Annotated in this window: 13 protein-coding genes; 7 read left to right on the top strand and 6 right to left on the bottom strand. The window is 66.5% G+C overall.

Annotated elements, in window-relative coordinates; all coding sequences use genetic code 11:
- Position 1: 1 nt before the first annotated feature.
- The 4 genes from A3OM_RS0116890 (at position 2) to A3OM_RS0116875 (ending at position 3,895) form a co-directional block, all read left to right on the top strand.
- Positions 2-775 carry a PIG-L family deacetylase gene (locus A3OM_RS0116890; RefSeq protein ID WP_018044950.1) on the top strand — a complete coding sequence of 258 codons (774 nt, stop codon included), beginning with the start codon at positions 2-4 and terminating at the stop codon, positions 773-775.
- A complete protein-coding gene (locus A3OM_RS0116885) occupies positions 759-1,415 on the top strand; it encodes a uracil-DNA glycosylase (protein WP_018044949.1) in 657 nt (218 codons plus the stop codon). Before A3OM_RS0116890 ends, A3OM_RS0116885 begins: the two co-directional genes overlap by 17 nt.
- A gap of 125 nt (positions 1,416-1,540) precedes the next feature.
- Positions 1,541-2,599 (top strand): lysylphosphatidylglycerol synthase domain-containing protein, encoded by a 1,059-nt coding sequence (locus A3OM_RS0116880; RefSeq protein WP_018044948.1) that lies wholly within the window; start codon positions 1,541-1,543, stop codon positions 2,597-2,599.
- A 30-nt stretch (positions 2,600-2,629) separates the two neighbouring features.
- Positions 2,630-3,895 (top strand): ATP-binding protein, encoded by a 1,266-nt coding sequence (locus A3OM_RS0116875; protein ID WP_018044947.1) that lies wholly within the window; start codon positions 2,630-2,632, stop codon positions 3,893-3,895.
- A 16-nt stretch (positions 3,896-3,911) separates the two neighbouring features.
- On the opposite strand, the gene A3OM_RS0116870 is transcribed toward A3OM_RS0116875, so the two are convergent.
- Positions 3,912-4,166 (bottom strand): hypothetical protein, encoded by a 255-nt coding sequence (locus A3OM_RS0116870; RefSeq protein ID WP_018044946.1) that lies wholly within the window; start codon positions 4,164-4,166, stop codon positions 3,912-3,914.
- A gap of 108 nt (positions 4,167-4,274) precedes the next feature.
- On the opposite strand from A3OM_RS0116870, the gene A3OM_RS0116865 reads away from it, so the two are divergent.
- The 3 genes from A3OM_RS0116865 (at position 4,275) to A3OM_RS0116855 (ending at position 8,518) form a co-directional block, all read left to right on the top strand.
- Positions 4,275-6,764: a heavy metal translocating P-type ATPase gene (locus A3OM_RS0116865; protein ID WP_018044945.1), complete on the top strand. Its 2,490-nt coding sequence runs from the start codon at positions 4,275-4,277 to the stop codon at positions 6,762-6,764.
- A complete protein-coding gene (gene cueR, locus A3OM_RS0116860; RefSeq protein WP_018044944.1) occupies positions 6,761-7,210 on the top strand; it encodes a Cu(I)-responsive transcriptional regulator in 450 nt (149 codons plus the stop codon). The genes A3OM_RS0116865 and cueR overlap by 4 nt, the downstream gene beginning before the upstream one ends.
- A gap of 138 nt (positions 7,211-7,348) precedes the next feature.
- The gene (locus tag A3OM_RS0116855) at positions 7,349-8,518 is read left to right on the top strand and encodes a M20 aminoacylase family protein (protein WP_018044943.1); all 1,170 of its coding nucleotides are present in this window, start codon (positions 7,349-7,351) and stop codon (positions 8,516-8,518) included.
- 62 nt (positions 8,519-8,580) lie between these two features.
- On the opposite strand, the gene A3OM_RS0116850 is transcribed toward A3OM_RS0116855, so the two are convergent.
- From A3OM_RS0116850 to rbfA, 5 genes are all read right to left on the bottom strand, one after another.
- Positions 8,581-9,159, bottom strand: a complete 579-nt coding sequence (locus A3OM_RS0116850; protein WP_018044942.1) for a TadE/TadG family type IV pilus assembly protein — start codon at positions 9,157-9,159, stop codon at positions 8,581-8,583.
- Entirely contained in the window at positions 9,159-9,743 is a 585-nt protein-coding gene (locus A3OM_RS0116845) for a TadE/TadG family type IV pilus assembly protein (RefSeq protein WP_018044941.1), read from the bottom strand. Before A3OM_RS0116845 ends, A3OM_RS0116850 begins: the two co-directional genes overlap by 1 nt.
- The gene (locus A3OM_RS0116840; RefSeq protein WP_018044940.1) at positions 9,740-11,254 is read right to left on the bottom strand and encodes a TadE/TadG family type IV pilus assembly protein; all 1,515 of its coding nucleotides are present in this window, start codon (positions 11,252-11,254) and stop codon (positions 9,740-9,742) included. Before A3OM_RS0116840 ends, A3OM_RS0116845 begins: the two co-directional genes overlap by 4 nt.
- A 205-nt stretch (positions 11,255-11,459) precedes the next feature.
- Positions 11,460-12,485, bottom strand: coding sequence for a tRNA pseudouridine(55) synthase TruB (gene truB, locus A3OM_RS0116835; protein ID WP_018044939.1), 1,026 nt, complete (start codon positions 12,483-12,485; stop codon positions 11,460-11,462).
- Between the two features lie 135 nt (positions 12,486-12,620).
- Positions 12,621-13,052, bottom strand: coding sequence for a 30S ribosome-binding factor RbfA (rbfA, locus tag A3OM_RS0116830; RefSeq protein ID WP_018044938.1), 432 nt, complete (start codon positions 13,050-13,052; stop codon positions 12,621-12,623).
- Positions 13,053-13,110: the final 58 nt, after the last annotated feature.

The following is a 13,110-nucleotide window of genomic DNA, read 5'->3' as shown; positions in this document are numbered from 1 at the left end:
CATGCCCGTCGCCCTCGCGCTCTCACCCCATCTCGACGATGCCGCCTTCTCATGCGGGGGAACCCTGGCGACCCTGGCCGAATCGGGCTGGAAGGTGGTGATGGCGACGATCTTCACCGCCACCGTCGCCGATCCGAAGGGTTTTGCCCTCGCCTGCCAGACCGACAAGGGACTGGGGCCGGAGATCGACTACATGGCCCTCCGGCGGGACGAGGACCGGCGCGCGGCCGAAGCGCTCGGGATCGCGCCGCCCCTGCACCTGCCGTTTCGGGAAGCGCCGCATCGCGGCTACGGCACCGCACCGGAGCTCTTCGCCGAACCTCGCGGCGACGACGACATCGTCGATACCCTCGGCGATGCGGTCTCGCGCCTCGTCGGCGACGTCTCTCCCGATCTCGTCTTCGCCCCGCAGGCCGTCGGCGGCCATGTCGATCACGTCCAGCTGGTCCGCGCCATGAGCCAAGCGCGATGGACCGTTCCGATTCTGTGGTGGCGTGATTTTCCCTATACCGTTCGCGACGCTGCACCGAAGGAGCCGTTCAAGCGAGATTTTTATGCGTTGCCGGAGCGCGCGTATCGCTATTCGGCGATGGCCGAGGCGAAGAAGGGTGCCTCCTGCTCGGCCTATGCGACTCAGCTCGCGTTCCAGTTCGGTGGAGTGGAAGGGTTGATGGGTCGTCTGGCGGGCGAGGCGAGGACTGAGCGGTTCCGCCTTGCCGGGACATTGTCCGCCGATGTTGCCGCCCTGTTCGAGGACCATGCCGCCCGAGGCTGACGTGATCCGGCCAAGGAGCCTCGCCGATCCGGAGCAGCTCGCGGTCCGTCGCGCACGCCGAAATGCGGCGCATGTGGCGCCCTTGCAAGCGCTGGCGCGACGGATCGCGGCGGAACGGTCCGCGGAGGTGCCGGACCCCGATCCGCAAGATGGTGGGATCGGCGCACGGCTTCTCCTGCTGCTGGAGACACCGGGTCCGGGCATCGGCCGCACCGGCATCGTCTCGCGCGACAACCCCACCGGCACCGCCGCCAACCTGTTCCGGTTCATGGCGGAGGCCGGTATCGCACGGCGCGACAGCCTCATCTGGAACGCCGTTCCCTGGGTCATCCACGCGCCCGGCGCCCTCAACCGGGCACCGAGGAAAGCCGAGATCGCGTCCGCCGCCGTCTACCTCGCGCCGCTCATCGATCTGCTTCCGTCCCTCGCCGTCGTGGTGCTTGCCGGGCGCGTGGCCGGCCTGTCGCGCGAACCACTCTCGCGGCTCCGGCCGGGGATACCGGTTCTCGCCATTCCACATCCGAGCCCGACCTTCGTCTGCACCTCCCCCCTGGTGGCTCAGCGGATCGTCGAGGGGCTGGCCCAAGCCGCGGCGACGCTACTCTCATACCGGACTTCACCAGCGGAAGGGCCGAGGTGACTGGCCATCCGGACGCAAAGACCCTAAATGCCGGGGCACGGGCCGCGGTCCGGCAAAAGCTCGGTCCCAATCCACGCCGCCGTCGAGGTTGGGCGGGAAGGCCGGCGGAGGCGGACGCCGACGACATGAACTTTGCGGGAGACCATCATCGGCGGGCCGACGTGAAACCGGCCGAAGCCGTGAGGACGGCCGAAACAGAGGATTGCGCTCCGCCAGCGCCGAAGCGCTCCTACAGGAATCGCTACGCTTGGCTCGGCACCGCCGCCAGCATCGTCATCTTCGCGGTGTCAGTCGGCGTGTTGTGGAAGCTGTCGCAGCAGGTCACCTGGGCCGAGCTGCATGCGGCACTGACGGCGGCCACCGGCGAACAGCTTGGCTTCGCTTTCCTGTTCGTCGGTGTCAGCTATCTTTTCCTAACCTGCTACGACGCCCTCGCCCTGAGACAGCTCAAGATCAAAGTCCCCTACAGGACGACGGCGCTCGCCTCGTTCACCAGCTACGCGGTTAGCTTTACCCTCGGTTTCCCGCTGCTGACGGCGGGAACGATCCGCTATTGGATCTACTCGAAGAAGGGTTTGAGCGCGGCGAAGATCGCGGCGCTCACCGTCATCGCCGGCTTCACTTTCTGGCTCGGCATGGGGGTCGTCCTCGGTCTCAGCCTCGTGGTCGAGGCGGGGCAACTGGCGGCGCTCACCTTCACCAGCATCCGTCTGAACCAAGGCGTGGGCTTTGCGGCCCTACTCATGGTGTTCGGCTATCTCGGTTGGGTCTCGCTCAAGCGCCGCCATGTCAGGGTCAAGGGCTGGTCCCTCGAACTGCCTGGCGCCACGGTGTCGATGAGCCAGATGGTGGTGGGCATCGGTGACGTCTGCGCTGCGGCGGCGACGCTCTATGTCCTGCTCCCCGCTGGTTCGACCATCGGATTCACCACCTTCGTCGGCGTCTACGTCCTGGCGGCCATGCTCGGCATCGCCTCTAACGCACCGGGCGGGCTCGGGGTCTTCGAGGCGACGATTCTGCTCGCCCTATCGAGCCTGCCGCGAGATCAGGTCCTCGGCTCGCTGCTGCTGTTCCGGGTCTGCTACTACCTCGTTCCCTTCGTGGTCGCCCTGGCGATGCTTGGCGTCTATGAGATCGTCCGGCGCCTACGCGGGGCTTCGCCATCCGCGTCAAGCGGCTCCTGAGCGGTGTTTTCGGCCAGGGAACGGTGAGCGATGGCCCGTGGCGCGCGAAGATCGGCCTGGATCGGCGCAGGCATCGCTGCCACGATCACGGTCGTCGCCTCGAGCGTGAGAGGTGACCTTGCCGCCATCGTCGCCGCGGGCGCGGTGGCAATCGTCATTGGTGGCCTCGTCGGCAGCCTGAACCGGCCGAGGAGGGTGGCCCCGCCCGAGGCCGCCGCCCGCACGCGCCACTCCATCGCCGAGGCCCTTCTGGCCAACATCCCCGACCCGGTGATCCTGGTGGATCGGCGCAGCGTGGTCATCGAGGTCAACCCCGCCGCGCGCACGCTCCTACCGGCCCTCAAGCTCAAGCACCCGCTTTCCTTTGCCTTACGGGCACCCGACGTTCTCGACGGGATCGAGGAGGTGCTCCGCACCGGTGCCCCACTGAAGACCCTCTACACGACACGTGTGCCGACCGAGCGTGCGTTCGAGGTGCAGATCGGCGCATTGCCGATGCCGGACGGCCCGGGGGGCGGACAGCCCAACGTCGTCTTGTTCCTGCGCGATCTCACGGCGGCGCGTCGCCTCGAGGCGATGCGGGTCGATTTCGTCGCCAATGCCAGCCACGAGCTTCGCACGCCGCTCGCCTCCCTCCTCGGCTTCATCGAGACCCTGCAGGGGCCGGCCAAGGCCGATGCGCCGGCCAGGGAGAAGTTCCTCGGCATCATGAAGACCCAGGCGCAGCGCATGACGCGCCTCATCGACGACCTGCTCTCGCTCTCGCGCATCGAGCTGCGCGAGCACGTCCCGCCGACGCAGGTCGTCGATCTCGGTCAGATCGCGCGGCAGATGGTGGACATGCAGGGGCCGCTGGCCCGCGAGCGCGGCGTGAGCATCACCCTCGACGCGCCGGATGCCACCTATCCGGTGCTCGGCGAGCGCGACGAGCTCGCCCGCGTGGTCGAGAATCTCGTGGAGAATGCGGTGAAGTACGGGGGCGGCAACGTCGTCGTCGGTCTGGAACGGACCCTTCGCCCGGCGTCGGGAAAGCCGCAGATCGCGCTCAGCGTGCAGGATGACGGACCGGGTATCGCGCCCGAACACATTCCCCGTCTGACGGAGCGGTTCTACCGGGTGGATGTGGCCTCGAGCCGGCAGAAGGGCGGGACGGGCCTCGGCCTCGCCATCGTCAAACACATCGTCAACCGCCACCGTGGCAAGCTCGTCATCGAGAGCGAGCCGGACCGGGGCACCACCGTCCGCGCGCTGCTACCGGAACGGCAGGCCGGCGACGAAACGTCTACGACCCTCTGACCGTGGCCCTGGCCGTTCAGTTCCGGCTGGTGCCGAGGCGCCGGTACTGCGCCTCGATGATCGCCTTCAGCACGGGTAGGAAGGGGGAGGGGCTCAAGCGCTGGTCGACCGCATGGTCGAGCATGCTCAGGGCCGCCACCTGCTTCGCCGGACCGGGAAACGTCGCGAGATAGGTCTCGATGCAGGCATTGGCCTCGGCCTCACCCGCCGGGATGTCGGAGGTGATCAGCGCGCTCAAGGTTCGCATGCAGGTGTCGAGAGGCTGTATCATCGCCTTCCTATGACGCGGAAAAGCCTCGGACGCCATGCGCACGCGACGCGATGAGCCATGCGTCGCAGCCTTGACCTTCCCACGATGGGAAGCCCCACATAGGCTCGTATGGATACCGTGATCGCTTCCCCCAAGCAGCGCCCCGTCAGGGGACGTCGTCTCGACCTTCCAGTCGTCGGCATGAGCTGCGCGTCCTGCGTCGGTCGCGTCGAGCGCGCTCTTGCCGCTCTTCCCGGTGCATCTGACGTTGCCGTCAATCTCGCCACCGGGCGGGTCAGCCTGACACTGAACGACGACCCGGCAAGCGTCGTCGCCGCTATTCGCAGAGTTGGCTATGAGGTGCCCGAGACCGTCACGGAGCTGTCCGTCGACGGCTTGTCCTGCGCGTCCTGCGTCGGCCGCGTGGAGCGCGCGCTTCTCGCCCTCGACGGGATAAGCACAGCCAATGTGAACCTCGCCACCGGGCGCGCCACGCTGCGCCATGCGGAAGGGGCGGTCGACGTTGCGGATCTCGTAAAGGCTGTCGAGACCGCTGGCTACGAGGCCACTCCCGTTGGCGAGGTGAAGGGAGGAGTGCCCGCGGATCGGCACGAGCGCGAGGCTTCGGAGCTCCGGCGCGATGCCGTCATCTCCGCCGCCCTGTCGGCCCCGATTGTCGTCCTCGACATGGGGGGGCATCTCGTCCCCGGATTTGGTGAGGCGGTCCAGGCCCATCTCGGCACGGCGGCCGGCCTGTTTCAGGCCGTTCTCGCCACTCTCGTCCTCGCTTGGCCCGGACGGCGCTTCTTCCGGCAGGGTTTTCCGGCCCTGGTGAAGGGGCATCCGGACATGAACGCCCTCGTCGCCCTCGGCGCGGGGGCGGCGTATTCGTATTCCCTCGTCTCGACCCTCGCGCCGCAGGTTCTGCCGCCCGGAACGGCCCATCTCTATTTCGAGGCCGCCGTCCTCATCGTCACGCTGATTCTCCTCGGCCGCATGCTGGAGGCTCGGGCCAAAGGGCGTACCGGCGCGGCCATTGCGCGCCTCGTCGGACTCGCGCCGGCGACCGCACGCGTCATGCGGGAGGGTCGCGAAAGCGACATTCCCCTCGCGTCCCTTCGGCTCGGCGATATCGTCCGCATCCGCCCCGGCGAGCGCATCGCCGCCGACGGCGTGGTCGTTGCGGGGGAGAGCTTCGTCGACGAAAGCATGGTCACCGGCGAACCTTTGCCCGTGCGGAAGCGCGAGGGCGACCGCACGGTCGGCGGCACGCTGAACACCAATGGCGGCTTCGATCTGCGCGTGGACACGATCGGCGCGCGTACGGTGCTGGCGCAGATCGTGGGGATGGTCCAGGCGGCGCAGGGCGCCAAGCTGCCGATCCAGGCCCTGATCGATCGGGTCACCGGCTGGTTCGTGCCGGCCGTCATCGCCGCATCCCTGATGACTTTCGTCGGATGCCTCGCCTTCGGTCCGAGTCCCGCAATGGGCTTCGCCCTCGTCAACGCCATCGCCGTCCTCATCATCGCCTGCCCCTGCGCCATGGGGCTGGCGACGCCGACCTCGATCATGGTCGGCACGGGGCGCGCGGCGGAGCTCGGCGTGCTCTTCCGCAACGGCGCGGCGCTACAGGCCCTGCGCGACGCCAAGGTCGTTGCCTTCGACAAGACCGGAACCCTCACCGAGGGCAGGCCCACCCTCACCGACTTCGTCACCGCGGCCGGCTTCGAGCCGGACGCGGTGCTGAGGCTCGCGGCCTCGGTGGAAGCACGGTCCGAACATCCTATCGCGCGCAGCATCGTCGAGGCGGCCGGTGAACGGGGCGTTTCCCTGCTTCCCGTAGACCGTTTCGAGGCCGTGCCGGGCCACGGCGTCGAGGGCAGTGTCGGGGGGCAGACGATCATCGTCGGCGCACGGCGCCATCTGGACAGGTACGGCATCGCCGTGGCCGGCCTCGCCGAGGCGGCATCCCGATTGGAGGGTGAGGGAAAGAGCCCCCTTTACGTCGCCATCGACGGTCGCCTCGCCGCCCTCGTGGCCGTATCGGACCCGATCAAGGCGGGTGCGGCCGAGGCCGTCTCGGCCCTGAAGGCACAGGGTCTCGTCGTGGCCATGGTCACTGGGGATGCCAGGGGAGCGGCCTCCGGAGTCGCGGCCCGGCTGGGGATCCCCGAGATCGTCGCCGAAGTGCTTCCCGGCGGCAAGGTCGAGGCCGTGCGGGACTTGCGCGCCCGGTTCGGTCCCGTGGCCTTCGTCGGGGACGGTATCAACGATGCTCCGGCCCTCGCGGAGGCCGAAATCGGCCTCGCCATCGGGACGGGTACGGACATCGCCGTGGAGAGCGCGGACGTGGTGCTGATGTCGGGGGCACTGTCCGGCATCGTCTCTGCCATCGGCCTGTCGCGCGCGGTGATGCGGAACATCACGCAAAACCTGTTCTGGGCTTTCGCCTACAACGTCGCGCTGATTCCCGTGGCGGCGGGGCTGCTCCATGCGTTCGGCGGTCCGTCGCTCTCGCCGGTCCTGGCCGCGGGCGCCATGGCGCTGTCGAGCGTGTTCGTGCTCGCCAATGCCCTCCGCCTCCGTAATGCGGGACGCCGCGTGGGAGGCCTGGGATGAGCGGTGCCGTCACCATCGGCGTGGCGGCAAAGGCCACCGGCGTCTCGGCCAAGATGATCCGGTACTACGAGGAGATCGGCCTGTTGCCGCCAGCGGGCAGGACGACGTCCGGCTACCGGCTGTATGGCGAGGAGGATCTGCACGCCTTGCGTTTCGTGCGCCGCTCCCGCGATCTCGGCTTCTCCGTCGAGGACATCGCCGGCCTTCTCGCCCTCTGGCAGGATCGCAGCCGCGCCAGCGCCCAGGTGAAGGCTTTGGCCCTGCATCACGTTGCGGACCTGCGCCGCCGCATCGCCGAGCTCGAGGCCATGGCCCGAACTCTGGCATCGCTCGCGGACCATTGCAGCGGCGATGCCCGCCCCGATTGCCCGATCCTCGACGATCTCGCCGCCGCTCATGCGCCGGCTCCACGACGGCCCGTCCGGGCAAGGCCGCCCTCCCGCTAGCACCGGCGATCACGTTCTGCACATGATCCGTCGTCCGCGCCCTTTGAAATCGATCTGAATGGCCTCGCCTTTGCTGGTATGCGCTATGGTCGACGAGCTCGGCCCGAGACGAGCCAAGACGCGCAAGAGACGTGAACCATGCCCATCGTCGACCGGATCGCAGCCCTGGCGGATGAGATCACCGCATGGCGGCACGACCTCCACGCCCATCCGGAGCTGCAATACGACGTCCATCGTACGGCGGGCTTCGTCGCCGAAAAGCTTCGGGATTTCGGTTGCGACGAGGTCGCCACGGGGATCGGCCGGACGGGAGTCGTCGGGATCATTCGCGGGCGCTCGCACGGTTCGAACCGTGCCATCGGGCTGCGCGCGGACATGGACGCGCTGCCGATCCAGGAGGTGCGCGATCTCGCCTATCGCTCCACCGTGCCGGGGCGGATGCATGCCTGTGGCCATGACGGTCATACCGCGATGCTTCTCGGTGCCGCGAAGTACCTCGCCGAGACACGCGATTTCGACGGCACGGCGGTGATGATCTTCCAGCCAGCCGAAGAAGGCGGCGGTGGCGGCGAGGCGATGGTCCGCGACGGCATGATGGAACGGTTCGGCGTCGAGACCGTCTACGGCCTGCACAACATCCCCGGATTGGAACTCGGCCGTTTCGCAATCCGTCCCGGCCCGATCATGGCCTCCACAGACCGCTTCACCATCACGATCGAAGGGCGCGGCGGCCACGCGGCGCAGCCGCATCTCGCCATCGACAGCGTGCTGGTGGCGAGCCACATCGTCGTCGCGCTGCAATCGGTCGTGGCGCGCAGCGTGAACCCCCTCGAGAGCGGTGTCGTGTCGGTCTGTGCCCTCGAGGCCGGAGACGCCTTCAACGTCCTGCCCCAGCAGGTGACCATGCGGGGCACCATGCGCGCGCTCTCGAAGACGGTACGCGCCACCATGCTGGAGCGCATCGATGCCATCGTCACGAACACGGCCGCCGCCTACGGGGCCATCGCCCGTGTGGATTACAGCGGCGGATATCCGGTGACGGAGAACCACCCGGCCGAGGCGGAATTCATCGCAGACGTGGCGGCAGGGATGGTCGGAGACAGCCATGTGGAGCGGGATGTGGCGCCGATGATGGCGGCAGAGGATTTCTCCTACATGCTGGCCCACCGGCCCGGTGCCTACATCTTCATGGGGAACGGGGACAGCGCCGGGCTCCACCATCCGCATTACGATTTCAACGATGCCGCCATTCCCTACGGGGCTTCGCTGTGGGCGAGGGTGATCGAGACGGCTCTGCCGGCTCGCTGACCGTCAATCCGGGCGGATCCCTGAATCCGCCATGTCCCCGAATCCGCCATGCCCTTCGCGAATCATGTCGCCGGGCAGGCCACGCCGCCGGGCAGGATGATCGGCTTTCCGTTCATCGCTCGGACGGGCCAAGTCACTTCCTTCTCGAACGAGAAGGAGGTGAGCGCCGGGAAGATGTCGAAGATGGGCCTATATTCGATCGTCATCTTGGCGATGACGTAGCGGGCCTTGTCGACCGCCTCCGACGGTGGCGGTGCTCCAAGGTCCGTGGAAGCCGCGTATTTCTGGGCATTCACCGCCGTGCTGGAGCAGACCTTGGCTTTGAACGAACCGTCTTTCTGCTGATAGACGCCCGCCGCCGTCAGGACGATCTTCGCGTCGGTGGCATCGTACGGCGCCATCATGTTGCGGCCCGTGTTGTAGACGCCGTCCACCTCCTGAGCGGTCAGGGTCTTGCGTGAGATCAGATCCGCCATCGAGCGAGCGGCGCGGTTGGCATGTTGCCCGGTCGTGTAGGCACGGGGCAGTTCGATCGTTCCCATGAACAGCAGGATCATCACTGGCGCGACGAGTGCGAATTCCACGGCGGAAACACCCGAGCGCTCGGTGACGAACCGACGGCAGAGAATGACGGCCCGCATCAATTCGCCTGACATTTTCCCTGCGCGTATGGCTCCGCACGAAAGACGACCATCGACCGAATCATCTGCTCGTTGTTCGGGAGGGGCGGCAAGGTCAGTTTGGATGTCGGGAAATAGCGCGGGATCGCAGCCATGGCACAGATCGTGACGATATCGTCGCCATTGGGGCACTGGAACTTGGTCCCGAAACCCGCCGAGATCGACTGGCTCGTGCTGTCGTAGGGAGAGCAGGTCACAGGCGCGTCGTCAGCATCCGCGGTGGTGACCTCGATCTTGATCTTCTCCGCGTTGCACGTGAACAGCGTGGCGTCCTTGCACATTTCCTGGATGAGGCGGGCCGCCGGGTCGCTGCCGTTGGACCCCTGTTGGAACGTACCGGTGAATACGGCTCGCGCGGCCCGGTCCAGGGCGTTGTCGAAGGAGACCTGGGCGACCATGAACATGAAGCCTTCCAGCATCGCGCCGAGCAGCACGAAGAAGGGGATACCGACGAGCCCGAACTCGACGGCTGTCGCACCGCTTCGGTCACCTGGGAGTTCCCGCAGCGTGCGGACGATCAGGCGAGTGCGTCCCCGGACGTTCATCGGGAAATCCGCAACTCGCTCATCTGTGATCCGATCGCCTTGAAGGCATCGGTGAGTGTTGCCGAGTTCTGGACGTCGTAGAACTTGTCCGTGCTGGTGGCGCAGTTGCGCAGGATGTCGCTGGTTCCCTCGGTCACCTCGACGCGAACCGTGAAGATGGTGATGCCGGCATTCTTCATGTTGGAGCAGAGCGTCGACAGCCGGGCATTCATGGCGTTCGTGCGGGTGGTCGTATTCGTCGACGTGGTCCCGATCCGGTTCTGCCAGATGAAGCCGAGGCCGGAATAGATCGATGCGTTCGCGGACGATCCGACATAGGAGGTGTTCTGACCGTCCGTCATCAGGACGACGAACTTCCGGGTGTTCTTGTCGTCATAGGGCACACCCTCAGCGAAGGGGGCGTTCGGAGACAGCAGGTGCCATCCCCAGACCAACCCCATGGCGATGTTCGTGTCGCCGACCACGGTCATCGCGTTGATCGCGTTCGTGAGCGTCGATTGCGATGTGGTCAGGCGCGTGATGGGCTGGAGTTCGCAGCCGGAATTGGGCCCGTAGAGATAGGGGATGTTGCTGCTGATCCGGCCTTTTTGTAAGATGGCGTTCTTTGAATATTTTGTGATCTGGCCCTGTCGCGTGCGGTAGTCGGTCACCGACGACGTGGTGACGTAATCGTTCATATAATCGTTGACGGCGTTATTGTCCTTGTCGGACTCGTCGGGTGCGAAGAAGGGGACGAACAGAGTGTTGGGAGTGGCGATCGAGGGTGGCGTGTCCTGAACGTCGTAGGGCGCCGGCCGGCTCTCGACGCACCCGCCCCACGCGACCTTCATCTGGCTGAACAGGGTCAGGCGGTTCGCCGGCGAGACGAAGATGTCCGAGTGATAGGAGGCCTTCGCATCCTTATCGAGCCACGACTGGGTCGCATTCGAAGGCCCGACATTCACGGTCATCGAGAACGGGACAATTCCGATCTTGAGGGCGTTGGGCTTGGTGGTGTCGGCCTCTTTGAACAGCGACGTGACGAGGTCGTTGGCGGCCGCTTTCAGGTTGGTGATCTTCGTGCCGCTCATCGATCCGGTATTGTCGAGTACGAGGGCGATCTCGAGATTACCGGATCCGCGCGTGCCGGCGGCTGTGACCGAGACGGGAAAGGCATCGTAGCCGGCGATCTTGGACACGCTGGTCGGGCTCTTGCCGACCACCGTCACGGTGATCGTATTGTCCACGCGCGTGGCGGTGACCGTCGTGCCTGCGTCCACCAGTTTGGGAACGGCGGCCCGGATCTGTTTGTCCGCCTTCGCCTGGAGCTCGGCATCCGTGGTGGAGAGCGGCAACTTCAGCAATGAGATGACGGTGGAATCCGCAGCATCCTGGAGGCCTTGCTGGGCCATGGAGTTCACGCTGTAATCGATCGCTAGCCCCGACAGCATCAACAGGGGAATCGAGAGCAGGGCGAACAGAATGGCGATGGCGCCGTCGGTCTCCTTGCGAAACCGACCGAGTAGATTCATCGCCGACTGTCTGATGCGGGTGGTCATGCACCGAGGCGTAGGATGAACCTTCTAACGGAACACTAAATCCCGCCGGACCTCGGCAGTCGGCGGGAGACAATGTTGATGAATGTCAACAACCCGTAAACCAAACGGAAGACATTCGTCGCGTTCCCGCAGACCAGAACCAGCAAGGTATCGCTGCTGCCGGCAGGCGACGATCCCCTCAACCCTGGCGTGCCGTTCCGCCGAGGTGGAATACGCGATGCGGGACCAGTTCGCCGCGCTCGACGTCGCCCACGGCCACGAGGATACCGCCGCAGGTGGCAAAAGCCTTGCCCTCCGTGGGGGCGTCTTGCCCCCGGAGGAGAACCGGCTGGCCCCGCATCAGACGAAGCGCCATGTCGCGCGAGACGGCCACCGAGACGACTGCGTCGAGCGCCGTTTCGACGGGCCTAAGATGAGCGGCGTTGCCGTCCGGACCGCCCTCTTCGAGAGTGGCCACGAGGCAGGATTCGGCTTCCGCGAAGGGGCCGACGCGGGTGCGGCGAAGCGCCGAGACGTGCCCGTAACATCCGAGCACGCGGCCGAGATCACGGGCGATGGCGCGCACATAGGTGCCCTTGCCGCATTCGGCCGAAATGACGGTGCGATCGGGCGTGTGTTCCACCACCGCGAGATGGTCGATCTGGACCGGGCGCGCGACCAGCTCCACCACTTCGCCGTCGCGGGCAAGATCGTAGGCGCGCTCGCCGGCGATCTTGATCGCCGAGTAGCGCGGCGGCACCTGCTCGATAGCGCCGATGAAGGCGGGGAGGGCTGCCTCCACGAGGGCGCGATCCGGCCGCGTGTCGCTGGTAGCAACCGGACGGCCTTCCGCATCGTCGGTATCCGTCTCGATGCCCCAGGTCACGGTGAAGATGTAGGCCTTTCGGCCATCCATGACGAAGGGAACGGTCTTGGTCGCTTCTCCGAGGGCGATCGGGAGGATGCCGGAGGCCAGCGGATCGAGCGTGCCGGCATGACCCGCCTTTTTGGCGTTGAAGGCACGCTTCACCACGGCAACCGCATGGGTCGACGTCATGCCGACCCCCTTGTCGAGGATCACCCACCCGTTCACGTCGCGGCGCTTGGGCCGATCGGAGCCTTGACCCCGCTGCTGGCGGCGGCCTTTGGAGGGGCTTTCCTCGCCGGAACGGTGGGGCGGCGGGGAGGCGACGTCGGAATGCTCGATCGTCGGATCGTTGATCATGATGTCCTCGTCGGCGGCGAGATGGAAGCAACGGCCTCTGCAGCCGGAAAATCCTTAATCTACGCCAGGGTCAGTTCGTGATGGGGTGTAACGCAGGGGGCGGATCGCTGGGGCCGATCTGTATCGCCGCGGTGGTCAGTTCTGAGTGCCGCCGTCCTGATCGTCCGAATCCTGGGGTTGGGATTCGAGATCGCGCCGGACCTTCTCGCTCCTGAGAAGGGCGTCGATGCGGTCCGCCTCGTCGAACGTCTCGTCACGGAGGAAGCGGAGATCGGGGGCGAATTTCAGGTTCACGCGCCTGGCGACTTCCTGGCGCAGCGCCTTCTTGTTGCGCTCCAGGGCCGCGATGACAGGTTTCTCGTCGAGCCCGCCGAGCGGCATGATGTAGGCCGTGGCGATCTTGAGATCCGGGGACATCCGCACTTCCGGCACGGTGATGACGTGCGAGCCGAGGACGGGATCCTGGATGTCACCGCGTTGAAGCACCTCGGCGATGGCGTGCCGGACGAGCTCGGCCACGCGCTGCTGTCGCTGCGAGGGACCGCTGGGGTTGGGTTTCTGAGCCATGATCGCTTGGTCTCGGATCCGGGATCGCCTGGAGGGGGCAGCCCACCTTGCGGGGGCG

Source organism: Methylobacterium sp. 88A, assembly GCF_000376345.1.
Lineage (GTDB): Bacteria > Pseudomonadota > Alphaproteobacteria > Rhizobiales > Beijerinckiaceae > Methylobacterium > Methylobacterium bullatum.
This window is presented reverse-complemented; position numbering and strand designations above follow the sequence as displayed.